Raw genomic sequence first — 25,425 nt, 5'->3', positions numbered from 1 at the left:
CTATTGTTCCTGCCGTGACCCGTCGCCGTGCCCTCCGTTTAACGGCCGTCGGCTCCGCTGTCGTTGCCGTGATCGCCGTCGTAGTCGTCGCCGTGCTGCTGGTGACGGTGGTTCGCCGGCCGCTGCCCGATCGCGGCGGTGAGGTGTCGATGCCCGGCCTGACCGGGAGCGCCACCGTGATCCGGGACGAACGCGGTGTGCCGCAGATCTTCGCCGACAACGCCGCGGACCTTTTCCGGGTCCAGGGCTACGTCAGCGCGCAGGACAGATTCTTCGAGATGGACCTGCGCCGGCACATCACCGCCGGGCGCCTGAGCGAGCTGGTCGGCGAGAACGAGGATGCGCTGACCGCCGACAAGCTGGTCCGCACGCTGGGCTGGCGGCAGGTGGCCGAGCAGGAGTACGAGAAGGCCACCGACTCCACCAAGGCCTACCTCGAGGCCTACGCGGCCGGGGTGAACGAGTACATCAAGGACCGGTCCAAGGCCGAGCTGAGCGTCAGCTACTCGATCCTGGAACGCAGCAACAGCCTGGCCGACATCGAGCCCTGGACCCCGGTCGACTCGGTCGCCTGGATCAAGGCGATGGCCTGGGACCTGCGCAGCAACTACGACGAGGAACTGCAGCGCGGCCAGGCGATCAACACCGTGCGCAACGTCGAGCGGGTCGAGCAGCTCTTCCCGGACTACCCCTACAACGAGCACACGCCGATCATCGACGGCCCGGCGAACGCCGGTAACCAGCCCGGATCCGGCGCCAACAACCGCGCCAACGCGAACAACAACGGCGCCGCCGACGCCGACGCCGACGCCGACGGCAACAACGGCGCAACCGGGGACGCTCCGGCGAACGGCTCGCAGAGCACGCCGAACCCCTCGGACTCGGCCACCCCGAACGGCACCGGCACCCCGACCGGCGAAGCAGCGGTCGAGGAGACCTCCGCCTCGCTGATCCCGAAGCACACCGGCAAGCGCGCCGACAGCAGCACCCCGCTGGCCACCCCGGCCGCGCAGCAGGCGCTCAGCGCCGCCACCAATGCGCTCGACAGCCTGCCCAGCGTCCTGGGCGGTTCCGACGAGGGCAACGGCTCGAACTCCTGGGTGGTGGCCGGCGACCTGACCGAGACCGGACTGCCGCTGCTGGCCAACGACCCGCACCTGGGGGTGTCCCAGCCGAGCATCTGGACCCAGGTCGGGCTGCACTGCAACAACCCCTCCGAGGAATGCCCGTTCGACGTCTCCGGCTACACCTTCGCCGGCCTGCCCGGCGTGGTGATCGGCCACAACTCGCGGATCAGCTGGGGTCTGACCAACCTGGCCCCCGACGTCAGCGACTTCTTCCTGGAGAACGTCAACGAATCCTCGTACCTGGTCGACGGCCGCAGCGAGCAGCTCGAGACCCGCACCGAGACGATCAAGGTGGCCGGCTCCGACCCGGTGACCATCACCGTCCGTAAGACCAAGCACGGGCCGCTGGTCTCCGACGTCCTCACCGACGTGGCCAAGGCCGGCCAGACGTCTCCCGTCCCGGGCGAGAAGGTGCTGCGCGGCAGTACCTACGCGGTGGCGCTGAACTGGACCGCACTCACCCCGGGCACCGCGATGGACGCGATCCTCGAGCTCAACGTGGCCCAGGATTTCAGCTCGTTCCGCAAGGCCGTGCAGCGCCTGGACGCCCCGGCCCAGAGCGTGATCTACGCCGACGTCGACGGCAACATCGGCTACCAGGCCCCCGGCCGGGTGCCGCTGCGCGGTCAGGGCGACCCGCAGGCCAAGGTTCCGGCCGACGGCACCTGGCCGCAGATCGGCTGGGACTCGCGCTACGACTGGGACGGCTGGGTCAAGAAGAAGGACCTGCCCTGGGTGGAGAACCCCAGCAGCGGCTACATCGTCGCCGCGAACCAGGCGGTGACCGGCCCGGACGGCACCGCCCAGCTGACCACCGACTGGGACTACGGCTACCGCTCGCAGCGGATCCAGGAGCTGATCGAGCAGGCCCGGGCCGAGCGCCCGATCACCGTCGACGACATGCGTGAGGTCCAGACCGACACGTACAACCCGATCGCCGAGCTGCTGGTGCCGGAGCTGCTGGAGCTGGCCCCGACCACCGACGAGTTCACCCAGAGCGGGGTCGAGCTGCTCGAGGGCTGGGACTACCGCCAGCCCACCGACTCGGCCGCCGCGGCGTACTTCAACACCGTCTGGGCCACGCTGCTTGACCTGACCTTCTCCGACGAGCTGCCCGAGGGCTTCCGGCCGGACGGCGGCGACCGCTGGTTCCAGATCGTGCGGACCCTGATGGAGGACCCGAAGGACGAGTGGTGGGACGACGGCCGCACCGACGACGTGGTCGAGTCCCGCGACGAGGTGCTGCGCCGGGCGATGACCACGGCCCGGCTGGATCTCACCCAGCGGCTGGGCAAGGACCCGTCCAAGTGGCGCTGGGGCAAGCTGCACCGGGTCACCCTGGAGCAGTCCCCGCTCGGTGCCGACGGGGTCCCGCAGATCATCAAGAAGCTGGTCAACCGCGGCCCGTACGAGGCCCCCGGCGGTTCCTCGATCGTCAACGCGTTCTCCTGGGACGCCTCGGCCGGTGACTTCTCGGTGACCGCGGCGCCCTCGATGCGGATGATCGTGGACATGTCCGACCTGGACAACTCCCGCTGGGTGAACCAGTCCGGGATCTCCGGGCACCCGTGGGACAAGCACTACGACGACCAGATCAGCGCCTGGCTCAAGGGCGAGGACTTCGCCTGGCCGTTCACCGCCGACGCGGTGCGCGCCGCCTCCGAGGAAGAGCAGACGTTCAAACCGGGTAGCTAGAAGAACAGAGTCCGGGACGGGGTGAGCACGCCGGCCACACGCTGGTCGTGGGGTTCGGCGGGTACCTCGTCCACCAGTTCGTCGTCGTGCACGATCGCGATGACCAGGGCCTTCGGGCTCAACCGGGTCAGCGTTGCGTCGTAGTACCCCCGTCCGCGCCCGAGACGTAGGCCGGTTCGGTCCACGGCCATCGCCGGGATCAGTAGGACGTCGGCCTGGGTAGCGGCGTCCGGTCCCAGCCGTTCCCCGGTCGGTTCCAACAACTTGAGGTCCCCCAGCCCCGAGGGGGCCGGGAGGTGCCCCCAGCCCGTGGGCGCCAGTCCTCCGGCGTCCAGCGCCCAGTCCAGAGTGGGTCGGCTCGCCGACTCCAGAACCACCGGCAGCAGTACACGCACTCCCATTGCACGCAGCCCAGCGCGCAGTTCACCGGTGCCGGGCTCGTCCGGTAGCGAGGCGTAGACCGCCACACAGGACGCCCCCCGCACCTGTGCCAACTCCAGTGCGGCCCGGGCCACGGACGTCTCAACTTGGTGCTTGTCGGCCTCGGGCCGCCGGGCCCGGGCCGCTCGCACGCGCTGACGCATCGCCTTCTTGCCGACGTCCGGGGTCACGATCGCTCCTCGCGCTACTCTCGGTGTGTACCCGTTTACGGGCGGTTGTCTTCAGGGTCCGACTGGCACCACCTTGCACCACCGTCTCGACCGGCCCTTGAGCAACTGGCGTAGTCCGGCGCAGTACCAGGGCATGACCAAGATGGGACCACATGACCAGGCCGACGGAGCCGACGGAGAATTCGACCCAGGCCCGGATGGGCCGGTTACGCAAACGTCTGGCCGTCGCCCTGGCCGTGGTCGCCGTGGTCCCGTTGCTGGCCGGCGCCGTTCTGCTGGGCCTGCTGGCCCCCGCCCACGCTCGGTCGGCGGCCACCGGCGCCGCCGCCCGCGACGCGGACGCAGCTGCCGTGACCCTCTCCGGCAGCTGCGATGCGCTACGGGCCAGCACTCGCGTCGCCGCCGGCGAAGTCGCCGCCTTTGCCACGCGCAACGCCGGCACGGTCACCCGCGAGGCCGCCCAGACGTTCGCCGACCGCGCCGTGGCCCGCCGGCCCGGCAGTGCGGTCGCCGTGTTCGACGCCCAGGCCCGACTGCTGGCCGGAGCTGGGCCGTTGCCCGCCCGGGAAATTGCCGAGAGCATCGGCGCGCAGGGTTTGGACACCGGCCCTTCGTGCGCCGCCGGCCGGGCCGCCACCGTGGTCGACGACGCCGGGCTGGCCGAGATCTCGCCGGTCCTGATCAACCCGGCCGGTACTACCGCCAAGGTGGACGTGGCCAGCGTGGTGATGTGGCTGCCGCTGAACCAGGCCTCGCTGTCCACCCTCGGCGCCCGGCTCGGCACCTCGAGCGAGCTGAGTGTGCTGGCCGCGGCGGGGCAGCCGGTGGTGCTGGCCTCCACCGTCGACGGGCCGGACCTGGCCCGGCTCCTGCGCCGCCTGCCCACCAGCGGCGCCGCCGAGGGCACCTACGAAGGGCTCGGGTACCGCCTGACCGAGGCCGGTCCCGGCGTGCCGTACCGGGTTCTGGCCACCAACCAGGTCGGGGGTAGCGGGCTGCGGCTGCTGGGCTGGGGGTTGCTGGCGCTGGCCCTGGTCGCGCTCGGGCCGCTGTGGTTCGTGCTGGTCCGGCTCACCCGGCCGGTCAGCGACGAGCTCGACGCGGTCGGCGACGAACTGGAGGCCGGGCGCCTGGCCCTGGCCGACAGCCTGGACCGCTTCGGCGAAGTGCTGGCCCACACCCACGACCTGAACGAGCTGCTCGCCACCGTGACCGGCGCGACCCTGTCCGGCACGAACGCGGCCGCGGCGGCGATCCTGCTGGTGGCCGACGAGGTGGATCCCTCGCCCCCGGTCGTGCCGAACGGCCGGCGTAGTGCCGAAGCCGGTCGCCGGGGTTCGGACCAGGCCGAGGCCCGGCCCGGCGACCGGCTCAGCGTGCACGCCGAAGCCGGCCGGCCGGACACCCGGGGGGAGCGGGCCCGGGCGGTCTTACCAGCCTTTGCTGAGCGACACTTCGCCGAACTCATGGCCAAGCCACAGGTTTTCGAGCCCACGCTGATCGACCTGCCCGGCGCGGGCCCGGTCGCGGCGATCGGCGTGGGGGTGGATTCGCTGCCGGTGGAGAGCTCCGCCGAGCGGGTCGCCGGGCGCCGTCGGCTGATCGGGGTGCTGGTGGTGGCCCGGGGTGAGGGCGGCCCCGCGTTCGACGCGCTGAACCTGACCCGGCTGCGCGCGCTGGCCGCCCAGACCGGCTCGGCGATCACCAACATCCGGCGCTATCTGGAGGTCCGCCGGCTGTCGATGACCGACACCCTGACCGGCCTGGGCAACCGCGCCCAGCTGGTCAGTGCGCTCTCCCGGGAGATCGCCGCGGCCAGCCGGGGAGAGGGCGTGCTGACCGTATTGATGCTGGACATCGACCATTTCAAGCAGGTCAACGACACCTGGGGGCACGGCTTCGGCGACGTGGTGCTGCGCGACTTCGCCGACCGGCTGCTGGCCTGCGTGCGCGAGGCCGACACGGTGGCCCGGTACGGGGGCGAGGAGTTCGTGGTGCTGCTGCGCGACACCGACGTGGACGGTGGGTGCCGGGTGGCGGAGCGGGTTCTCGATGCGGCCCGGTCACGACCGTTCGAAGAGGCGGATGTGAGCCAGCCGGTCACTGTGTCCATCGGGGTGGCTGCCTACCCCCGGGACGGACGGAGCGCGGATGACGTGCTGCAGGCGGCCGACTCCGCTCTGTACGCGGCTAAACGTGATGGTCGTAACCGTTGGAGAGTCGCCGAACCGAGTCACAACGCGCCGATTCCCTCGTTGCCTGGGTAGGTTTTGACCATGACGGAACCGAGCATCTCCGCTGACCTCGCGCCTCTGGGCGACGGCGCCCCCGGGCCCGCCGTGGTCAAGGCCGTGATTCCCGCCGCCGGCCTGGGTACCCGCTTCCTGCCCGCCACCAAGGCCACTCCCAAGGAGATGCTGCCGGTCGTCGACCGGCCGGCCATCCAGTACGTGGTGGAGGAGGCGGTCCGGGCCGGGCTGTCCGACGTCCTGATGATCACCGGCCGCGGCAAGCGGTCCCTGGAGGACCACTTCGACCGGGCCTGGGAGCTCGAGGCCGCGCTCGAGGCCAAGGGCGACAAGGACCGGCTGGAGCAGATCCGCGAGTCCGCCTACCTGGCCGACATCCACTACACCCGCCAGGGCGACCCGCGCGGTCTGGGCCACGCCGTGCTCTGCGCCGACCACCACGTCGGCGACGACCCGTTCGCCGTGCTGCTCGGCGACGACCTGATCGACGAGCGCGACGAGCTGCTCACCCGGATGATCGGCGTGCAGCGCCGGACCAAGGGCAGCGTGGTGGCGCTGATGGAGGTCGACCCCTCGCAGGTGCACCTGTACGGCTGCGCGGCGGTCGAGACCACCGGTGTGGACGACGTCGTGCGGGTCACCGGGATGGTCGAGAAGCCCGACCCCAAGGACGCCCCGTCCAACCTGGCCGTGATCGGCCGGTACGTGCTGCACCCGCGGGTCTTCGAGGTGCTGAAGGAGACCAAGCCCGGCCGAGGCAACGAGATCCAGCTGACCGACGCGCTGCAGGACCTGGCGCAGAGCCCGGACCAGGCCGGCGGCGGCGTGTACGGCGTGATCTTCAAGGGCCGCCGCTACGACACCGGCGACCGGCTCGACTACCTCAAGGCCGTGGTCCGCCTCGCCACCGAGCGCGAGGACCTGGGCCCGGACCTGCGCTCCTTCCTGCGCGAGTTCGTCGCCGAACTGCCCGCCGAATGATGCGCTCGGTCGACGAGCATCTCGCGGCCTGCCTGAGCGTCCTGTCGCCGCTTCCGGTGGTGGAACTTCCACTGCTGGAGGCGGTCGGCTGCGTTCTGGCCCAGGACGTGGTCTCGGCCATCGACATGCCGCGCTTCGACAACTCCTCGATGGACGGCTACGCGGTCCGGGCCGCCGAGGTGGCCCGGACCCCGGTCACCCTGCCGGTGCTGGGCGACATCCCGGCCGGCCGGGGAGACGCCCTGGAGCTCGCGCCCGGCACCACCATGCGGATCATGACCGGCGCCCCGGTACCGGCCGGGGCCGACGCCGTGGTTCAGGTCGAGGCCACCGACGGGGGCACCGAGACCGTCCGGATCGACCGCTCGTCGCAACCTGGGCAGTTCATCCGCCGGGCCGGCGAGGACGTGCGCGAGGGGCAGACCGTGCTCACCGCCGGCACCCCGCTGACCGCCCGGCACATCTCACTGGCCGCCTCGGTCGGCGCCGAACGGCTCAGCGTTCACCCCCGGCCGCGGGTCCTGGTCCTGCCCTCCGGCAGCGAACTCGTCCCGCCGGGAAAGGCGCTGCAGGCCGGGCAGATCCACGACTCCAACGGCTACGGCCTGGTCGCCGCCGCCCTCGAGGCCGGAGCGGTGGCCCGGCACGGCGGCATCATGGCCGACACCCCGGAGCAGGTCGGCCCGGCGCTGGAAAAGGCCGCTGCCGAGGCCGATCTGATCATCACCACCGGTGGGGTCAGCGCCGGCGCGTACGACACGGTCAAGGCCGTGCTGCGGGAACTCGGCACGGTGGAGTTCGTCCCGGTGGCCATGCAGCCGGGCAAGCCGCAGGGCTTCGGCACGATCGGGCCGAAGCGCACGCCGCTGTTCACCCTGCCCGGCAACCCGGTCAGCTCGCTGCTGTCGTTCCAGGTCTTCATCGTGCCCGCGCTGCGCCGTCTGGCCGGCCGGCCCGATGCCGAACCGCCGCACCGCAAGGCCACCGTGGTGGAGGGCTGGCGATCCCCGGCCGGTCGCCGTCAGTTCACCCGCTGCCTGCTCACCGTCACCGCGGCCGGGCCCACCGTGCGCCCGGTCGGCGGGCAGGGCTCGCATCTGGTGGCCGACCTGGCCGGGGCGAACTGCCTGGTCATCGTGCCGGAAGAGGTCACCGAGGTGAGCCCGGGCGACGAACTGGTCTACATCGTGCTGGAATCTGGCTCATGATGTGCCGGTGACTTCGCAACACCAGATTCCCCGGCTCACCCACGTCGACGACACCGGCGCGGCCCGGATGGTCGACGTCTCGGCCAAGCCGGTCACCGCCCGCGAGGCCACCGCCAAGGGTGTCGTCACCTGCTCCCCGGCCGTGATCGAACTGCTGCGCGGGGCGGGCGTGCCCAAGGGCGACGCCCTTGCCGTGGCCCGGATCGCCGGCATCCAGGCGGCCAAGCGCACCCCCGACCTGATCCCGCTGGCCCACCCGATCGCGGTGCACGGGGTTCAGGTCGACCTCGAGGTGCTCGACGAGGGCGTGGAGATCACCGCCACGGTCCGCACCGCCGACCGCACCGGCATCGAGATGGAGGCCCTGACCTGCGTCGCGGTCGCCGCTCTGGCCCTGGTCGATATGATTAAAGCGGTTGACAAGCTGGCCGAGATCGGCCGGATCCGGGTGGTGGCCAAGAGTGGTGGACGTTCCGGGGACTGGCGTCGTGACTGAGTCACGCCGCGCCCTGGTGGTCACCGCGTCCAACCGGGCCGCGGCCGGCGTCTACCCTGACACCAGCGGCCCCCTCCTGGTCGAAGGCCTGAACCGGCTGGGTTTCTCGGTCGACGGGCCGAAGGTGGTGCCCGACGGCGAACCGGTCGGCCAGGCCCTGAAGGCAGCCGTCACCGATGGGTACCACGTCGTCCTCACTACTGGGGGCACCGGCCTCACCCCCACCGACCGCACTCCCGAGCACACCCGTCCTCTGCTGGATCTGGAGGTGCCCGGGCTCGCGGAGGCGATCCGCAATCGTGGCGCAGCACAAGGGGTGCCGACCGCGATACTCTCCCGCGGGCTGGCCGGAGTGGCCGGTCGCACCCTGATCGTCAATCTTCCCGGTTCCCGCGGCGGCTGCCGCGACGGACTGGCCGTGCTCGAAGGAGTCCTGGTGCACGCCGTCGACCAGATCCACGGCGGCGATCACCGATGAGCGAACTCGGCGCCGGCGTCGGCTGGCCGATCGAACTGTCGGACGGCCTGATCACCCTGCGGCCGCTGCGCCGCCGGGACGCCCGGTCCTGGAACGCGGTCCGCTCGGCGAACGCGGAATGGCTGGCTCCCTGGGAGGCCACCCACCCCGAAGGCGGCGGCCGCCCGCTGACCTTCGGCGCGATGGTCCGCAGCTTCGATCGCGAGGCCCGCGCCGGGCGGATGATCCCGCTCGCCGTGCAGGTGCACGACCGGCTGGTCGGCCAGGTCAGCGTGAGCGGCATCGTCTGGGGTTCGCTGCGCTCCGGGCAGATCGGTTACTGGGTGGACCGGAACGTGGCCGGGCAGGGCATCACCCCCACCGCCGTCGCGATGATGGTGGACCACTGCTTCTTCGGCCTGGGCATGCACCGCCTGGAAGTGAACATCCGTCCGGAGAACACCGCCAGCCTGCGCGTTGTCGAGAAGCTCGGCTTCCGCCCGGAAGGCATCCGCCGGCGCTACCTGCACATCGACGGTGCGTGGCGCGATCACGCCAGTTTCGCGGTCACTCCGGACGACGTACCGGGCGGGATGCTCACTCGGTGGCGCCGCTCGCAACGCGTTCTGGCCGCCCAGGAACACGAGCAACATACTCGCTGGTCAGAACAGACCTAACCCTTAACCTCTACCTGAGGGTGACGACACACCTCTGTCGTTACGTGATCATTTGGGTGGGGCACCGTACCGTTTGTGCGTGCAGCCCAGCAGCCTGATCCTCCTCGCCATCGTTGTGGTGTGGGCTGCCTATCTGGTGCCGCAATGGGTAAGGCGTCGTGACGAACTGTCACAATCGCGCGCCGGGGACCGGTTTTCCGGGGGTCTGCGGGTCTTGAAGCGCCGACAGCGCACGCCCCGCAACGGACGTTCGGGCGACCCCCTGCTCACTTCCCCCCGGGTAATCGTCGACACCGACGGTGAACTCCTCTACATCCCCGCCGACAGGTTGCTGGCCGAACGCCTCGCCGGCTCCTCCCTGAGCCTTCCGCAGAGCGCGCAGCCCGGCGAACTCCTGGCGAACGAAGCCGCCGCCCGTTCCAAGCCGCAGTCCCCTGAGGGTCCTCCCGCGTCGGAGTCGGCCCCGGCGGGGGAAGCGGAACGCCCGGGGTGGATCGGTGGGCCTGGTTCGGTCTTCGACCAGGCTCTTTTTGATCGCCCGGCCTTCGACCGAGAAGCAGAGGACGGTTTCCACCGCTCGGGCGCCCGGGTCACCAAGCCTTCGAGAGACTCCTCGACAACCAAGGACGTTCAGGTTGCCTCCGCCGGCGAAGTCGCCGCCGCTGGTGGCCGGGTTACCGGTGGGAAAGGCCGCAGCGACGCTCAGGCGGCTCAGGGCACCGGGACGACTGACGCCGGCCAGGACGTTCGCGGCCACAACACAGTTCCGGGTGCTCCGGTCGCTGGTGATGGCCAGGCCGCTCGCGGTAGCCGGTCTGCTGGCGACAGCGCTGCAGTTCCGGCTACTCCGGCTGCTGACGGCGGCAGCCAGTCTGTTGGTGGTGGCCAGGCTGCTCGCGGTAACCGGTCTGCTGGCGACAGCACCGCAGTTCCTGGTGCTCCGGCTGCCGACGGCGGCCAGGCTCCGCGAGGCAACCGGTCTGCTGGCGGTGGCCCGGCTGGCCGAGGTGGCCAGCCCGTCGATGGTGGCGAGGCGGTTCGAGGTGGCCGGGCTGTTGGTGGCGGTAAGGCAGATCGGGGTGGCCCGTCCGTCGGTGGTGGCCAGGCCGCTCGCGGTAGCCAGTCGGTTGATGACGGTGAAGTCGTTCGTGAGGGTCGGGTCCTGCGCGGCGAGGTCGTTGCCGATGGCCGGACCGCGCGGGGTGGCGAGCCTGGTGGTGGCCGGGTTGTCCGCGGCGAGTTGGTTGGCGACGGTCAGGCGGCTCGAGGCAGTGAGGTCGCGCGCGGCAAGACGATTGGTGGTGAAGTTGTCCGCCGTGGAGAAGTAGCTCAGACCGGTGAGGGCGCTCGCGTCGAGGGGCGAGTTTCTCGCGGTTCGGGCCAAACCGGCTCTGGCGAGGTTGTTCGCGGCGGCCAGACGCGGGTAGGTGAAGCGGCTGGCAGTGGCCGGGGAGCTCAGGGCCAGGATGCTGCTGCCTCTGGTGCTGCTTCGGCCGACGCTGCGATGGCCGAACTCGAGGCAGGCCTGCTGGCCGGGTTCGGTCTCAGCGCTCCTGGTGCCCCTCGGGCGATCGAGGCGTCTTCTGCTGACCGGCCCGCGGTTCCCCGTGTGCAGGCCGAAGTCATGCCGACCGTGCAGCCTCCGCAGTCCGAGCCGATCCGCGCCAACCCCGCCAATCCCGGGAAGGCCGCCAAGTCCACCCGGGCCGAGGCCGCCGATCCCACCACCTCTGCAGCCAACACCGGTGCCACCACGGCCCCCGACCAGAGCGCGGCCGCCGAGAAGAGCCGGGCCGAGGAGATGGCGGAGCTGGAAGCTGGTCTCCTGGCAGGCTTCGGCCTGGCCACCCCAGCGCAACCGGCTGCCGCCGAGTCAGCCTCGCCGAACCCGGCTTCCCCGAACCCGGCCTCCCCGAACCGGACCGCTTCGAGCCAGGTCACCAAGAGCCAGGCCGCCGCGGACCAAGCCGCCAAGGGTCGGACCGCCGCGGATCAGGCCGCCAAGGGTCGGACCGCTGCGGATCAGGCCGCCAAGGGTCGGACCGCTGCTGACCGAGTCGCTTCGGACCGAGTCGCTAAGAGGCCAGCCGATTCGGACCAAGCTGCCAAGAGCCGAGCGACTGCGGACCAGACTGCGTCGGACCAGGGCCCGGCCCGGCATTCCAGCGAGGTCTTCGACAACCAGGCCGAAACCCCGCACACCCCAGCCCGGTCCACGTCATCCCCGGACTCTCGGCAGCCCGCTGCCGCGGAGGCCGCTGCACCGGCCACCCGCCCCGAGGGCAAGGCCAGCCAGGCCAACCGCGCTGACCGAAACCAGGCCACCCGAAAGGCCGGCCCAACTCGTTCACCCGCGGACTACGTCCCCGGTTCCAAAAACAGCCCCGGAGAATCCCAAAACGCGCACGGCGACGAAGAACCCGCGTACGTGGTCGAGCGCCCCGCCGCAGCCCGGGTGACCATCCCGGTGACCACGTCGGCGCCGATCTCGGCAAGTTCCGAGGCCGCGCAGGAGTCGTTCCAGGAGCTGATCGGGCGGCCGGGCAACCGCAACGCCCCCGAACCGGCCAGCCCTGAAACCACCGGTGAGGAAGACCCGGACGAAGCGCCGATCCCCGAATACACCACCACGCACGCGGATCTGGATGCAGCTCGGCTCAATGCCCGCCTGGCCGCCAGCCGCCGCGCCCGCAGCATGATCGTCCTGCTCGCGGCAACCAGTGCGGCGTGGGTGTTTTCGGTGATCGGCTCGGTCCCGGTGTTCATTCCGATCGCGGCCACGCTGCTGCTGTCCGCCCATGCCGTGGCCTCGCGCACCGCAGCGGTGCGCAGCCGGGAGACCCTGACCATGATGGCCGCGCACCTCTACGCAGCCGAAATGGCCCGGGAGCACGCCGAAAAGCGCCGCCAGGCCGCCGCCCGCACGCGGGCCCGCGCCGAGGCGCTGGCGGCCGCCCCGCCGCCGGAGTGGGTCAAGCGCCGGGCCGCGGCGGTGAGTGGCGATACGTGGGACCCGATTCCGGTGCCGCCGCCCACTTACCAGCTGAAGCCGGCCGTGCATCGACCGGCGCCCCCACCGCTGGAGAAGCCGGCGGAAAAGACCGAAGCAGCACCGGACCGGCAGGTCTCGCGAGGCTCCATGCCGCGCCGGGCTGCCGAGATCGAGCGGATCCTTCAGCTGGACCAGGACGCCCCCCGCGCAGTCAACGAATAAGGCCCTCGCGGCTGATCGGGAAGACAAAGCCACGCCATGGCGTGGCTTTGTCTTCCCGATCTCTGGTTTGCCTCCAAGCCGGACACAAGCGCACGGAAGCTGACAGAACCAGGCTTCAAGGACGTCCAAAATTTTCCGGCCCAACTTTATGCAACCTCATTGCATAAATAGCTGGCGACCGCTCATAGTCATGGGCAGCACTCCGGTTCCCTCAGCGCAGAAGGAAACACAGATGACCCCGAAGAAGTGGTTCGGTGCTCTGGCCGTCGCCACGGCCGCCTCGATCGCCCTGACCGGCTGCGGTCGCGCCGACAACACCGACGCCGAGCCCGAGGGCCAGTCCGCCGCGATCGGCGAGGGCCCGGCCACCGGCGACATCACGATCTGGGCGATGGGCCTGGAGGGTGAGTCGATGCCGGAGATCGCCCAGGCGTTCCAGGCCGAGAACCCGGACGCCAAGGTCACCATCACGGCGGTGCCCTGGGACGATGCCCCGACCAAGATCTCCACCGCGATCGCCTCCGGCCAGACCCCCGACGCCACCCTGATCAACCCCTCCGCCCTGGCCTCCTACGTGGCCACCGACGGCTTCGCCCCGGTCCCCGAGGGCCTGGTCGACGCGGCCGACTTCGACACCAACGCATTCCGGTCCACCGAGGTCAACGGCACGAACTACGCGGTTCCGCTGTACGTGGACACCCGGCCGCTCTTCTACCGCAAGGACCTGGCCGAGAAGGCGGGCGTAGAGGCACCGAAAACCTGGGACGAGTGGAACGGCTTCGCGAAGGCCCTCCAGGATGCGGGGGCGAAGGAGGGCATGCTGCTGCCCACCGGTGAGCTGGGCTTCACCGAGCAGGTGCTGATCCCGTTCCTCTGGGCGGCCGGCGGCACCCTGACCGACCAGGCGCAGAGCGAATTCACCCTGGACACCCCCGAGGTGGTGGCCGGCCTGACCCAGTACCGCTCGTTCATCGAGGACGGCGTGGCCAAGGACACCGGCACCTACGAGCCTTGGGGTTCGGTGGAGCAGCGCCTGGCCGACGGCGACATCGGCTCGGTGATCCAGGGTCCGTGGCTGGTGCCCGCGCTCAAGGAGATCCTCGGCGACGAGTACGAGGACAAGATCGGCGTGGCCACCCTCCCGGCCGGCCCGGCCAGTGGCGCCGCCTGGCTCGACGGTGGCCAGCTGGCGGTGTTCAAGGACGCCAAGAACGCCGAAGGCGCCTGGAAGTTCATCGAGTTCATCTCCGAGCCGGAGCAGGCCGCCGAGTTCTCCAAGCTCACCGGAGACCTGCCCGCCGTGACCGCGGCCTGGGAACCGGCCGGGCTGAACGAGGACCCGACCACGGCCGTCTTCAGTGACCAGCTCGCCGACACCGGCACTCCGCCTGCGGTGGCCACCTGGAACGAAGTTGCCCAGGTGATCGCCGGTTACGGCGAGAAGGTGGCGCGCGGCGCGGTCACCCCGCAGGACGCCGCCGAGCAGATGCAGAGCGAACTGAGCGGAATCGGCCTGGAATGACCGTCACCACCAAGCACGCCCCGGCGGCCGTGAACCCGGCCGCCGGGGGCAGCCCCAACCGCAAGCCGGCCTGGCGCCGCAAGCAGGCGATCGCGGCCTGGGTCCTGGCCCTGCCGTTCTCGCTGCTCTTCCTGGCCTTCATGGTCGGCCCGCTGATCGCCTCGCTGCTGATCAGCATGACCGACATGCGCGCCCGCGACCTGCGCAACCCGCTGGCGGTGGCGTTCGTCGGCCCGGGCAACTTCCTCGACCTCTTCGGCGACGAGAAGTTCCTGATCGCGATCCGCAACACGCTGTACTTCGCCGGGGTCGGGATGCCGCTGACCGTGGCGGTGGCCCTGCTGATCGCGCTGGCCCTGAACAACGGGATCAACCGGTTCCGCACGGTTTTCCGGGTCGGCTTCTACACCCCGGTGGTCACCAGCATCATCGCGATCGGGATCGTCTGGAAGTACATCCTGGAGCCGGACGGCCTGCTCAACCACGCGCTGGGCACGATCGGGATCAGCGGCCCGGACTGGCTGCACGACACCAGCACCGCGATGCCCTCGCTGATCGTGATGGCGATGTGGCGCAACATGGGCACACTGATGATCATCTTCCTGGCCGGCCTGCAGGGCCTGCCCCAGGACGTGTTCGAGGCGGCCCGGGTGGACGGCGCGAACGCCTGGCAGCGCTTCCGGCTGCTGACCCTGCCGCTGCTGCGCCCGGCCATCCTGCTGGGCTGCGTGATGATCAGCGTCTACTACTTCCAGTTCTTCGAAGAGGCGTTCGTGATGACCGGCGGCGGCCCGCTGGACAGTACCAAGTCGATCACCTACTTCACCTACGACCAGTTCGGCTTCGGCAACTACGGCTACGCCTCGGCCGCCAGTTACGTCCTGGCGATCGCGATCGGGCTGGTCACGCTGGTGCAGTTCCGGCTGCTGAGGGAGAAGTGATGAGAGCTCGCTGGTACCTGTACGTTCCGCTCAGCGCGGCGCTGCTGGCAACGATCTTCCCGTTCGTCTGGATGGCCAGCGGTGCGTTCAAGCCCCGGCAGGAGATCCTGGCCGGCGGGGCGAGCATCCTGCCGCACAACGCCACCCTGGAGAACTTCCGGGACCTGTTCACCCGCACCGACTTCACCGGCTACTTCCTCAACAGCGGGCTGGTCGCCGTCGCGGTGGTGGCGGGCAACCTGGTGTTCTGCTCGATGCTGGCCTACGCGCTGACCAAGCTCGAGTTCCCCGGCCGCAAGCTGCTGTTCGGCACCGTGATGACGATGCTGATGGTTCCCACCGTGGTCACCTTCATCCCGCTGTTCGTGCTGGTCACCAAGATGGGCCTGATCAACACCTACGGCGCGCTGATCCTGCCGTTCCTGGCCACCCCGCTGGGTGTGTTCATCATGCGGCAGTTCATCTCGCAGATCCCCGACGAGCTGATCGAGGCGGCCCGCCTGGACGGCGCCGGCGAGTTCCGGATCCTGTTCACGGTGATCCTGCCGCTGTGCGGGCCGGCCCTGGCCACACTGGCGATCCTGCAGTTCCTGAGCTCCTGGAACGAGTTCCTCTGGCCGCTGGTGGCCGCGCAGACCGAGGACATGTACACCCTGCCGGTCGGGATCGCGCTGATCTCGGCCAGCGCCAACAGCGTCAACTACGGCCTGCTGCTGGCCGGCGCCACGCTGATCGTGCTGCCGATCCTCGGCCTGTTCCTCTTCCTGCAGCGCTACTTCATCCAGGGCGTCGCCACGACGGGCCTCAAGTGAAAGGCACGACCATGTACCACAACCTGCTCGCCGAGCTCACTCTCGAGGAGAAGGTCAGCCTGCTGACCGGGCAGGACTTCTGGTCGACCCGGCCGATCGAGAAGATCGGGCTGAAGTCGATCGTCTTCTCCGACGGTCCTTCCGGGGTGCGCGGTCAGGCCTGGGACGAGCGCGACCCCTCGGTGAACCTGCCCTCGGCCACCGCACTCTCGGCGTCCTGGGACGTAGATGTCGCGCGTCGCTACGGCCAGGTGCTGGCCGACGAGGCGCAGCGCAAGGGGGTGGACGTGGTGCTCGGCCCGACCATCAACATGCACCGCACCCCCTTGGGCGGAAGGCATTTCGAGGCGTTCAGCGAAGACCCCTTCCTGACCGCGGAACTGGCGGCCGCCTACGTCGACGGCATTCAGGAGCTGGGCATCGGCGCCACGCCGAAGCACTACCTGTGCAACGACTTCGAGACCGACCGCTACACCGTGGACGTCCGGGTGGACGAGCGCGCGCTGCGTGAGGTGTACCTGCTGGCCTTCGAGAAGGCGGTGCGGGAATCGCGGGCCTGGCTGGTGATGAGCTCGTACAACCAGATCAACGGCGCCACCGCCAGCGAGAACGACCTGCTGGAGAGCCCGCTGAACGACGAGTGGGGCTTCGACGGGGTGCTGATCGGCGACTGGACCGGGGTGCGCAGCGTCGAATCGGCGCGCTACTCGCAGGATCTGGCCATGCCCGGGCCGGACGGGCCCTGGGGAGAGGCGCTGGTCAAGGCGGTCGAGGCCGGCGACATCCCGCTGGCGGCGATCGACCGCAAGGTCCTGCGGCTGCTGCACCTGGCCGCCCGCTGCGGAGCGCTGGAATCAGTCCCGGCCGAAACTCCCAAGGCTTCGGCCGGTCTGGATGCTGAAGCCTTCGCCCGGGCGGCGGCCAGTGCCGGTGCGGTGCTGCTCGAGAACCAGGACCTGCTTCCGGTCGAGCCCACGGCGACGAAGAAGATCGTGGTGGTCGGCCACAGCGCTCGCTTCCCGCGCACTCAGGGCGGCGGCAGCGCCAGCGTCGAGCCGAAGCGCGTGGTCACGCCGCTCGAGGGTGTGCAGGCGGCCTTCCCCGGCGCCGAGATCGAATACCTGCCGGGCGTTCTGGTCGAGAACGGCCTTAATCCACTGCCGGTGAGTCAGCTGCGCAACCCGGTCGCCTCGGAGCCCGGCGTGCACGTGGCCTTCCTCAACGACGGCAACGAGATCCACCTGGAAGAGCGCCGGGCCAGCAAGCTGGTCTGGTTCGGCGGCGACGCCCCGATCGAGCGCACCACCACCCTGGAACTGCTCACCTCGTGGACGCCGGACACCTCGGGCGAGGTCCGCTTCGGCATCGCGACGGTCGGCCGGGTGGAGCTGTACGCCGACAGAAACCTGGTACTGGACACGGTGATCAAGCCGGTCGGGACCGATCTGGGCGCCGCGCTGCTGGCACCCCCGGCCCACGCGGTGAATCTGGCGGTCACCGAGGGCCAGGCGGTGGCCCTGCGGTTGGTGCACACCCCACCGCGTAAGGACGCCGGGCTCCAGAACGCGCTCGGCATCACCTTCGGTCTGCTCCCGCCCGAGATCGACGACGATGCGCTGATCGAGTCCGCGGTGGCCGCGGCCCGGGGCGCCGATCTGGTGGTCGTGGTGGTCGGCAGCAACAAGGAACTGGAGGCCGAGGGGGCGGAGCGGGACACGCTGGCGTTGCCCGGGCGTCAGGACGATCTGGTGGCTGCGCTGGCGGCGGCCAACCCGCGCACGGTGGCCGTGGTGAACACCGGAGCCCCGGTGCTGCTGCCCTGGGCCGAGCAGGTCGGCGCGGTGCTGCAGGTGTGGTTCGGCGGTCAGGAACTCGGCAACGCGATCGGTGACCTGATCACCGGGGCGGCCGAGCCGGGCGGGCGGCTGCCCACCACCTGGCCGGCCAACGAGCAGGACGTGCCGATCTTCCGGATCGAGCCGGTCGACGGCGCGGTCGAGTACACCGAGGGCATCCACGTCGGGTACCGCAACTGGCTGCGGCAGGGCGTGCAGCCCGCCTACCCGTTCGGTCACGGCCTGGGCTACACCACCTGGCAACTGGACTCGCTGGAGGCTCCCCGCGAGGTCCAGGCGGCCGAGGACGGCACCTTCACCGTGTCGGTCCGGGTGGCGAACACCGGCGCGCGGGCCGGCAAGCAGGTGGTGCAGCTGTACGCCGCCCGGCCCGGGTCGTCGGTGGAGCGGCCGGTCACCTGGCTGGTCGGGTTCCGGGCGATCGAGCTGGAACCGGGGACGTCCGCGGTCGTCGAGATCGCGGTGCCCACCCGGTCGCTGGCTCACTACGACGGCGGCTGGCAGTTCGAGCCGGGGGCCTTCCGGCTGGTGGCCAGCACCTCGCTCTCGGCGGCGGGGGTCAGCGGCAGTATCGCTCTGACCGAGTTCTGACAAAGGACGCTGTGGGCACCTCAGGTGCCCACAGCGTCCACAATTGGTGGCTGGTGTCGGGAGAAGGGCAGGTCTCGTGGTTGCGGTCGACCCGCGCGCGATGCGGCGCGCCAACGCCGAGACGGTACGTGCCGTGCTCTACCAGGCTCCGGCCCTGACCCTGGCGGCGGTGGCGAAGGCGACCGGGCTGTCCCGGCGCACCGTCGAGTTGATCCTGATCGATCTGGAACGCGACGGCTGGATCCAGACCCGCCCGCCCGAGCTCGGTGAGAACGGCCGCGGCCGGCCGGCCCGCCAGTTCGAGTTCCGGGCCGGGGCCGGGGCGGTGCTGGCCGTGGACATCGCCCACGACCGCAGCACCGCCACCGTGGCCGACCTGCGCGGCACCGAGATCATCCGGCAGGTGGCCGACGGCCTGAGCGAGGCCGAACGGGACGATCGCCTGGCCCGGACCCGGCAGGCCGTCGCCGGGGCGCTGGAACAGGCCGGGTTGCGGCCCGAGGACCTCGGCGCGGTCTGCGTGGCCACCCCCGGCAACGTGAACGACGCCGGAGCGGTCGACGTCGGCCTCTCGATGCGCGGCTGGGTCGGCTTCAGCCTGCGCGAGGAGATCGCCCGCGACTTCAGCTGCCCGGTACTGGTCGAGAACAACGCGAAACTGGCGGTGCGGGCGGAGCTCTGGGACGGCGGGGCCACCCCGGGCGCCGACCACGTGCTGTGGCTGATGCTCGAGGGCCGCTACAACGGTATGAGCATCGTGGTCAACGGCGAGCCGTACCGCGGGGTGGACGGCGCCGCGGGCGAGATCTTCTGGGCCAAGACCCTGGGCTTCGACGAGCTGACCACCTCACCGCTGATCGGCCTGGGCTCGCTGCAGCCCCCCGAGCAGGCCCGCGCCGCCCAGCAGATCCTGGCCTCGGCCCGGGCCGGTGAACCCGGGGCGCTGGCCGAGGTGGAGCGGCTGGTGGGCATTCTCGGGCACGGCGTGAGCACGCTGGCCTGGGTCCTGGCCCCGCGCTACGTGGTGCTCGGCGGGGCGCTGAACACCGCGCTGGGTGATCTGCTGGCCCCGCGGCTGAGCGCCGTGCTGAAGGATCTCGGCCCGCCGTTCACCGAGATCCGGCGCTCGGCGCTGGGCGACTCGGTGGTCAGCCGGGGGGCCGTGCGCGCCGCGCTCGGGGCCTTCGACTGGTCCGAGTACACCCCGCTGCAGCCTGCTTCTCAGGCCTCGAGCGAGAGCCAGAGCGCCTGAGCCGGTTCCTCGCTGCGGTTGACGATCCGGTGCGGCCGCGAGGAGAGGTAGGCGATCGAGTCCCCGGGCTGCAGCACGTGCACGTCGCCGTCCAGTTCCACGGTGAGCTCGCCGGCGATCAGCACGCCCACCTCACGGCCCTCGGAGTGCTCGGCCGACACCCCGCTGGCTCCGCCCGGCACGTACTGGTGCACCGCCATCTCCACCCCGGCCCGCGGGTCGCGGTAGGCGATCCGCTGCACGCCGCCGGCCCCGGTGGTGGCGGTGATCTGCTCGTCCAGCCGGGTGACGGGGGAGCGGTCGGCGTCCTCGCTGGTGCCGAACAGGTCGGACATGTGCACGCCGAGCGCCGCCGATACCGAGACCAGGGTGCCCACCGAGGCGCTGGCCAGGCCGCGCTCGACCATGCTGAGCATCGAGACGCTGACCCCGGTGCGGTCGGCCAGTGACTTCAGCGTGAGGTTCTGCTGTTTGCGCAGCAGCCGGACCCGGGCCCCCATCATCCGGATCGTGCGTTCGGCCTCGAAATTGTTCGCCGGCCGGCTCACCGGAACCTCCGGACCCGACAGTTGCGGGCCGGTGTCCGGCGAGATGGATCTGACCGTTGCGGGTGCCCCCGTGTCCGCCATGCGTGTCGTTCCCAATCGTCTCAACAAGTGAAAACCGGAAGATGTGGCTGGAACGACTCGGATCGTGCCACATCCGTCCCGATTGCCGCGCTTTCCGCCACGGGTCGTGGCCAAGTTTGCGCTTTGGGTATAGGTTTCGTCACGTTGAGCTACGCACTGCGATCGGGGGACACGCTGTGCAGTCGGAGTTAAGCCGAAATTCGTCGGATGGTCGGGCGAATCGAGCCCGGTTCTGCTTACGGGTGGTCTTCGGCGCAGTGGTCGCCGCGGTCGTGGCAGCAGCCTTCTGGCGCGCGGCGGGCCCGGGCGGAGGGGTCGACGTGGCCTGGAGCGCGGTGGGCCTGCTTCTGGTCAGCGCCGGCTCGGTGGTGCTGGTCCGTGGTCGCTGACTGGTGTGGTGGGCGGGGGCGAGCAGCACCCGATCGGCGGGGGCGGAGCGCAAACTCCACCCCCGCCGTCCTTACATCAGGGAGCCCAGGGCGCCTCCACGGCCCAGGTGGTGTCGGCGTCGTACGAGGTGTCGTTGTCCCAGGCGTTGTTGCCGCCCGGGGTGGCCAGCCAGAGCTCGGCGTCGTAGTGCCGTAGGTACTGGCCGGGGAAGTTCCAGGCGGTCAGCTTGATCCCGCCGTCGCCCTCCTCCGCACACCAGGTGGCGTCCGCATCGAACAGCGCGGTGCCGTCGTCCGGGTTCTGCTTGACCCGGTAGGCCTGGTGCCGCAGATACGTCCCCGGGTAGTTGACCGCCTCGAACGAGTAGCACGACGCGTCGGCCAGACCCGGCACGATGTTCCAGGTGGCGTCGTTCTTCAGCAGCGCCTCGCTGGCCTCGGTGACCACCTCGGTGTAGCCCAGCGCCTGCCGGTGCCGGATGTACCGGTCGTCGAATCCCTCGGTGGTGGCCCGGACCGAGTGCCGGCCCAGCGCCACCTCCGGCGTCGGGTTCGAGGTCGGCGCCGCGATCAGCCGCTCGTTGGCCTGCTTCAGCCGGGGCACGTCCACCTTGACCACCTGCCGGTCGTAGGTGGCCAGGCCGTTCACCTCGTTCTCCACGTCGGTGGTCTCGGTGTAGACCGACGCCGAAAGCCCGGCCGCCACCCCCGAGGTGGTCATCTGCGTCCACAGCCCGACCAGCCGCCGGTTCAGCTTCGCCGCCGTGCCCTGGTCCTCGTAGCTGAATCCACCGTTCGGGAACCACTCGTGGCCGGGAACTTTCAGCCCCAGGCCACCGAACTCGCCCACCACCGCGGCGCGGGTGTCCGAAGGCCGGGCCACTCCCGGGCCGGTGTAGTTGTGGAAGTCGATGACGTCGCCGTTACCGCCGTCCACCGCCCCGCAGCAGTTGATCCCGCTCATGTTGTTCACCAGCCGGGTCGGGTCGTAGGCCTTGACCAGGTCGGCCACCCGGGCCTGCTCGTACTGGCCCCAGCCCTCGTTCTGGGCCACCCACATCACCACCGACGGCGAGCTGCGGTGCTGGTCGACCAGTGCCCGGAACTCCTTCTCCCACTGCGCCTTGGCCGCCGCACCGGGCTGGTAGTCCGGCCGCATCGAGGGCATGTCCTGCCAGACCAGCAGGCCCAGCCGGTCGGCGTGGTAGAACCAGCGCTGCGGCTCCACCTTGATGTGCTTGCGCACCATGTTGAAGCCGGTGTCCTTCAGCAGCTGCAGGTCGTACCGCAGGGCCTCGTCGGTCGGCGCGGTGTAGATCCCGTCCGGCCAGTAGCCCTGGTCCAGAGTGCCGGACTGGAAAAGGAACTTGCCGTTCAGCACGATCCGCTGCTTGCCGTCCACCTGCTGCACGGCGATCGAGCGCATCCCGGCGTACGAACTGATCGTGTCCACCGTCCGCTGACCCTGGCGCAACTCGACCTTGACGTCGTACAGGAACGGGTCGTCGGGCGTCCACAGGCGGGGTTTCGGGATCTTCAGCGACAACTGCTGCCCGGCCGCGGCACTCGCGCTGACCACCTTCTTGCCCTGACTGGAGACGGTGACCACCGACGTCCCCGGTTTGGTGCTGGTTGCCCTGACCTTGAGCGTGGACGACTTCAGATCCGGCACCAGATCGAGCTTGGTGACGTGGTTCTCGGCCACCGGCTCCAGCCAGACCGTCTGCCAGATGCCGGACGCCGAGGTGTAGAAGATCCCGCCCCCGGTCTGCGGCTCGACCGGCTGCGGTTCCTGCTTGCCGACCGCCTGCGTCCCGGCCTGGCCCGGATCCCAGACTCCCACCACGACGGTGTTCTCGCCCGCCTTGAGCAGGCCGGTGATGTCGTGCGAGAAGGCGTCGTAACCACCGTCGTGGGTGGCACCGGCCTTCTGCCCGTTCACCCAGACGTCGGTGCGGTAGTCGACCGCGTCGAAATTCAGCCGGACCTGGTCTTTCCAGCCCGCCGGAACGGTGAAAGTACGCCGGTACCAGAGCTTGTCATCGCCGTCGACCGTGCGCATGATGCCGGAGAGGGCGGATTCGGCCACGAACGGCACCCGGATCTTCTCCGCGTACGTCTGCGGGGGAGCGGTCTGGGTGCTGGGCGTGACCTGAAAATCCCAGATGCCGTTCAGGTTCTGCCACTGCGAACGAGCCAACTGGGGACGCGGGTACTCCGGCAACGGGGTGTCGGAGACCTGGTCGGTCCAGGGCGTGGTCATCGGGGCCGGCTTCGGCTCCCAGTCCGCCTGGGTGGCGGCCTGAGCGCTGGAGCCGACCAGAAGGCCGGTGGTGACCGCCGCGACCGCGGCGAGGACAAACGTCCGCTGTTTCCGAAGTGCCTGGAACAGGGCAGGCCGACGCATGGAAGCTCCCTTCGGTGGGAGCGTCAGCTCACCAGCAAAATCGACAAAAGGCACCTAGCCAGTCGGATAGGTGCCTTTTGTCGGATTATCTGTGCCCTAGAGGTCCCGCGAGGCACCCCGGGAGGGGAGCATCGTCCGGATCACCGGCTCCTTGAAGCCGCGCTCGGCGAAGGTGGCCAGCACCGCCGCCCCCAGCGCCTCGACCTTGTCCTGGCTGACCAGGGCGATCGACGAACCGCCGAAGCCGCCACCGGTCATCCGGGCGCCCAGCGCGCCGTGCTCCAGCGACACCTCCACCGCCACGTCGATCTCCAGGCAGGTGATCTCGAAGTCGTCCCGCATCGAGGCGTGCGAGGCGGTCATCAGCCGGCCGAACTCGCTCCAGTCGTTCTTGCTCATCGCCTGGCCGGCCGCGACCACCCGGTCGTTCTCGGTGACGATGTGCCGGGCCCGCTTGAGCAGCAGCGCGTCTTCCAGGCGGTCCAGGTCCGCCGGGGTGGCCAGGCGCAGCGAGTCCACCCCGAGCGCGGCCGCGGCCGCCTCGCAGGAGGCGCGGCGCTCGCCGTACTCGCCGCCGGCGTGGCTGTGGGTGACCCGGGTGTCGATGACCACCAGGGCCAGCCCGGCGCCGTCCAGGTCGAAGGGGACCTGCTCGGTGCTCAGGTTGAGCACGTCGAACAGCAGCGCGTGACCCTCGGTGCACAGGATCGAGGCGGCCTGGTCCATCAGGCCGGTCTTGGCGCCGACGTACTCGTTCTCGGCGAACTGGGCCAGCTGGGCCACAGCCAGGCCCTGCGGCGCGTCGGCCGGCTCGGCCAGGTCGATCAGGGCGACCGCGACGGCGCACTCCAGCGCGGCGCTCGAGGAGAGCCCGGCGCCCAGCGGCACCCGGCCGTCCATGAACAGGTCGGCACCGGGAACGGCGATCCCCCGCTGCTGCAGCGCCCAGGCGATACCGGCGACGTAGGCGCCCCAGCCCTCGACCGAGCCCGGCTCCAGCTTGTCCAGCTCGATCTCGGCGCCTTCGGCCTGCTGCGCCGAGGCGATCCGCAGGACCCGGGTGTCGTTCTTGGCGGCGGCCACGGTGACCCGGTCGGGGATCGCCAGCGGCATCACGAAGCCGTTGTTGTAGTCGGTGTGCTCACCGATCAGGTTCACCCGGCCCGGCGAGGACCAGACCCCGGCCGGTGCGGCCCCGTAGAGCTCCTCGAAGGCCGTCTTCACGGACTCGACCGGTTCTGCGTTGGACTGGCTGTTCACGGCTCGCCTTCGGTTCTGCTGCGCTGGGAGTGGTGCTTCATGGTGGCCCATCGGGGCGGGCCGCACCAGATTATGACTGCTCCTTTCGGGTCGCTTGTGATCGGGTAGACGCCTCTTCTGACCGGTTCTGATCGGTTCGGACTATGCTGGCCAGGTGTTCGCCGACGAGCGTCGCCAGAGGATCCTCGAGCTGGTCCGGGCCAACGGGGCGGTCTCGCTGCGCGAGCTGGCCCGGGTGTCCGGCAGCTCCGAGGTCACCGTGCGCCGCGACCTGCGCCTGCTGGAGTCCCAGGGCCTGCTCGACCGCCGGCACGGCGGGGCCGTGTCCACCGGCGGCCTGAGCCACGAGCCCAGCTACTCGGAGAAGTCCGGGGTGGCCTCCCGGGAGAAGAACGCGATCGGGGCGCTGGCGGCCGGCCTGGTCGAGGAGGGGGACGCGATCTGCGTCGGCGCGGGCACCACCACCCAGGCCTTCGCCCGCCATCTGGTGGGCTTTCGCGAGCTCACCGTGGTCACCAACTCGGTGCTGGTCGCGCAGGAGCTGGCCCGTTCGCGCACGATCGAGGTGGTGATGACCGGCGGCACGCTGCGCGGGTCGATCTTCGCCCTGGTCGGCTCGGTGGCCGAGCAGGCGCTCAGCGGCATGCGGGTGCGGCGCACCTTCATGTCCGGCAACGGCCTGACCGCCGAGCGCGGGCTGTCCACCCCCAACCTGGTGGTGGCCGGGGTGGACCGGGCCCTGGCGGCGGCCGCCGAGGAGATCGTGGTGCTGGCCGACCACACCAAGATCGGCCTGGAGACGATGGCCCAGACACTGCCGGTGGAGTCGATCGACCACCTGGTCACCAGCGAGCAGTGCCCGGCCGAGGCGGTGGCGCAGTTCCGGGCGAACGGGGTGCAGGTGCACGTGGCCGGCCCGGATGTTGGGGAGCCGGACGGCTGACCGTTGTTGTCAGTTTCCGATCGAACGTGCCAGATTATGACCAAGTCTTGACAGCTCAGAGCGAGGTTCTCGTGGCAATGATCCGCGATGTGACGACCATGGACGACG

At 70.3% G+C, this 25,425-nt stretch carries 19 protein-coding genes and 1 pseudogene; 15 read left to right on the top strand and 5 right to left on the bottom strand.

The window, feature by feature from the left end:
- The first annotated feature begins 68 nt into the window (after nt 1-68).
- On the top strand, nt 69-2,822 hold the full coding sequence (locus LR394_RS32605) for a penicillin acylase family protein (RefSeq protein ID WP_231448465.1): 2,754 nt from the start codon (nt 69-71) through the stop codon (nt 2,820-2,822).
- Here the strand turns inward: LR394_RS32605 and LR394_RS32600 are convergent.
- On the bottom strand, nt 2,819-3,433 hold the full coding sequence (locus tag LR394_RS32600; protein WP_231448464.1) for a 5-formyltetrahydrofolate cyclo-ligase: 615 nt from the start codon (nt 3,431-3,433) through the stop codon (nt 2,819-2,821). The two genes, LR394_RS32605 and LR394_RS32600, sit on opposite strands and share 4 nt — an antisense overlap.
- Before the next feature lie 152 nt (nt 3,434-3,585).
- On the opposite strand from LR394_RS32600, the gene LR394_RS32595 reads away from it, so the two are divergent.
- From LR394_RS32595 to LR394_RS32570, 6 genes are all read left to right on the top strand, one after another.
- Nucleotides 3,586-5,700 (top strand): GGDEF domain-containing protein, encoded by a 2,115-nt coding sequence (locus tag LR394_RS32595; protein ID WP_231448463.1) that lies wholly within the window; start codon nt 3,586-3,588, stop codon nt 5,698-5,700.
- 9 nt (nt 5,701-5,709) lie between these two features.
- The gene (galU, locus tag LR394_RS32590) at nt 5,710-6,663 is read left to right on the top strand and encodes a UTP--glucose-1-phosphate uridylyltransferase GalU (RefSeq protein ID WP_231448462.1); all 954 of its coding nucleotides are present in this window, start codon (nt 5,710-5,712) and stop codon (nt 6,661-6,663) included.
- Nucleotides 6,660-7,871, top strand: coding sequence for a molybdotransferase-like divisome protein Glp (glp, locus tag LR394_RS32585; RefSeq protein WP_231448461.1), 1,212 nt, complete (start codon nt 6,660-6,662; stop codon nt 7,869-7,871). Before galU ends, glp begins: the two co-directional genes overlap by 4 nt.
- A 67-nt stretch (nt 7,872-7,938) precedes the next feature.
- Nucleotides 7,939-8,367 (top strand): cyclic pyranopterin monophosphate synthase MoaC, encoded by a 429-nt coding sequence (gene moaC / locus LR394_RS32580; RefSeq protein WP_407937174.1) that lies wholly within the window; start codon nt 7,939-7,941, stop codon nt 8,365-8,367.
- Nucleotides 8,360-8,845: a MogA/MoaB family molybdenum cofactor biosynthesis protein gene (locus LR394_RS32575; protein WP_231448460.1), complete on the top strand. Its 486-nt coding sequence runs from the start codon at nt 8,360-8,362 to the stop codon at nt 8,843-8,845. Before moaC ends, LR394_RS32575 begins: the two co-directional genes overlap by 8 nt.
- Nucleotides 8,842-9,501: a GNAT family N-acetyltransferase gene (locus LR394_RS32570; RefSeq protein ID WP_231448459.1), complete on the top strand. Its 660-nt coding sequence runs from the start codon at nt 8,842-8,844 to the stop codon at nt 9,499-9,501. The genes LR394_RS32575 and LR394_RS32570 overlap by 4 nt, the downstream gene beginning before the upstream one ends.
- A gap of 169 nt (nt 9,502-9,670) precedes the next feature.
- Here LR394_RS32570 and LR394_RS32565 read toward each other — a convergent pair whose 3' ends face one another.
- On the bottom strand, nt 9,671-10,885 hold the full coding sequence (locus LR394_RS32565; protein ID WP_231448458.1) for a hypothetical protein: 1,215 nt from the start codon (nt 10,883-10,885) through the stop codon (nt 9,671-9,673).
- 120 nt (nt 10,886-11,005) lie between these two features.
- Between LR394_RS32565 and LR394_RS32560 the strand changes: the two genes are divergently transcribed.
- From LR394_RS32560 to LR394_RS32535, 6 genes are all read left to right on the top strand, one after another.
- Nucleotides 11,006-12,715 carry a hypothetical protein gene (locus LR394_RS32560; protein WP_231448457.1) on the top strand — a complete coding sequence of 570 codons (1,710 nt, stop codon included), beginning with the start codon at nt 11,006-11,008 and terminating at the stop codon, nt 12,713-12,715.
- Between the two features lie 232 nt (nt 12,716-12,947).
- Entirely contained in the window at nt 12,948-14,237 is a 1,290-nt protein-coding gene (locus LR394_RS32555) for an extracellular solute-binding protein (protein ID WP_231448456.1), read from the top strand.
- Nucleotides 14,234-15,178, top strand: a complete 945-nt coding sequence (locus LR394_RS32550) for a carbohydrate ABC transporter permease (protein WP_231448455.1) — start codon at nt 14,234-14,236, stop codon at nt 15,176-15,178. The genes LR394_RS32555 and LR394_RS32550 overlap by 4 nt, the downstream gene beginning before the upstream one ends.
- The gene (locus tag LR394_RS32545; RefSeq protein WP_231448454.1) at nt 15,178-15,990 is read left to right on the top strand and encodes a carbohydrate ABC transporter permease; all 813 of its coding nucleotides are present in this window, start codon (nt 15,178-15,180) and stop codon (nt 15,988-15,990) included. The genes LR394_RS32550 and LR394_RS32545 overlap by 1 nt, the downstream gene beginning before the upstream one ends.
- Nucleotides 15,987-18,437, top strand: coding sequence for a beta-glucosidase family protein (locus LR394_RS32540; protein ID WP_231448453.1), 2,451 nt, complete (start codon nt 15,987-15,989; stop codon nt 18,435-18,437). The genes LR394_RS32545 and LR394_RS32540 overlap by 4 nt, the downstream gene beginning before the upstream one ends.
- 76 nt (nt 18,438-18,513) lie before the next feature.
- Nucleotides 18,514-19,689, top strand: coding sequence for an ROK family transcriptional regulator (locus LR394_RS32535; RefSeq protein WP_231448452.1), 1,176 nt, complete (start codon nt 18,514-18,516; stop codon nt 19,687-19,689).
- Here LR394_RS32535 and LR394_RS32530 read toward each other — a convergent pair.
- The gene (locus tag LR394_RS32530; RefSeq protein WP_231448451.1) at nt 19,659-20,237 is read right to left on the bottom strand and encodes a cupin domain-containing protein; all 579 of its coding nucleotides are present in this window, start codon (nt 20,235-20,237) and stop codon (nt 19,659-19,661) included. The two genes, LR394_RS32535 and LR394_RS32530, sit on opposite strands and share 31 nt — an antisense overlap.
- Before the next feature lie 323 nt (nt 20,238-20,560).
- On the opposite strand from LR394_RS32530, the gene LR394_RS32525 reads away from it, so the two are divergent.
- Entirely contained in the window at nt 20,561-20,707 is a 147-nt protein-coding gene (locus LR394_RS32525) for a hypothetical protein (RefSeq protein WP_231448450.1), read from the top strand.
- A 76-nt stretch (nt 20,708-20,783) separates the two neighbouring features.
- On the opposite strand, the gene LR394_RS32520 is transcribed toward LR394_RS32525, so the two are convergent.
- Complete coding sequence (locus LR394_RS32520; protein ID WP_231448449.1) at nt 20,784-23,114, bottom strand: AbfB domain-containing protein; 2,331 nt, start codon at nt 23,112-23,114, stop codon at nt 20,784-20,786.
- Nucleotides 23,115-23,210: 96 nt separating this feature from the next.
- On the bottom strand, nt 23,211-24,374 hold the full coding sequence (gene galK, locus LR394_RS32515; RefSeq protein ID WP_231448448.1) for a galactokinase: 1,164 nt from the start codon (nt 24,372-24,374) through the stop codon (nt 23,211-23,213).
- 154 nt (nt 24,375-24,528) lie between these two features.
- Here galK and LR394_RS32510 point away from each other — a divergent pair.
- A pseudogene (locus tag LR394_RS32510) lies at nt 24,529-25,314 on the top strand (DeoR/GlpR family DNA-binding transcription regulator); the annotation flags it as partial.
- Nucleotides 25,315-25,425: the final 111 nt, after the last annotated feature.

Origin of the sequence: Kineosporia babensis (assembly GCF_021129305.1) — a bacterium.
In the GTDB taxonomy this organism is placed as follows: Bacteria; Actinomycetota; Actinomycetes; order Actinomycetales; family Kineosporiaceae; genus Kineosporia; species Kineosporia babensis.
The sequence above is the reverse complement of the archived record's forward strand: the minus strand, read 5'-3'. Positions and strand labels throughout refer to the sequence as shown.

Bases quoted from the DNA above. Each gene is read 5' to 3' on its own strand.
- LR394_RS32595 (WP_231448463.1), top strand. From the start codon at position 3,586: ATGACCAGGCCGACGGAGCCGACGGAGAATTCGACCCAGGCCCGGATG.
- glp (WP_231448461.1), top strand. From the start codon at position 6,660: ATGATGCGCTCGGTCGACGAGCATCTCGCGGCCTGCCTGAGCGTCCTG.
- moaC (WP_407937174.1), top strand. From the start codon at position 7,939: ATGGTCGACGTCTCGGCCAAGCCGGTCACCGCCCGCGAGGCCACCGCC.
- LR394_RS32545 (WP_231448454.1), top strand. From the start codon at position 15,178: ATGAGAGCTCGCTGGTACCTGTACGTTCCGCTCAGCGCGGCGCTGCTG.
- galU (WP_231448462.1), top strand. From the start codon at position 5,710: ATGACGGAACCGAGCATCTCCGCTGACCTCGCGCCTCTGGGCGACGGC.
- LR394_RS32555 (WP_231448456.1), top strand. From the start codon at position 12,948: ATGACCCCGAAGAAGTGGTTCGGTGCTCTGGCCGTCGCCACGGCCGCC.
- LR394_RS32570 (WP_231448459.1), top strand. From the start codon at position 8,842: ATGAGCGAACTCGGCGCCGGCGTCGGCTGGCCGATCGAACTGTCGGAC.
- LR394_RS32520 (WP_231448449.1), bottom strand. From the start codon at position 23,114: ATGCGTCGGCCTGCCCTGTTCCAGGCACTTCGGAAACAGCGGACGTTT.
- LR394_RS32550 (WP_231448455.1), top strand. From the start codon at position 14,234: ATGACCGTCACCACCAAGCACGCCCCGGCGGCCGTGAACCCGGCCGCC.
- LR394_RS32560 (WP_231448457.1), top strand. From the start codon at position 11,006: ATGGCCGAACTCGAGGCAGGCCTGCTGGCCGGGTTCGGTCTCAGCGCT.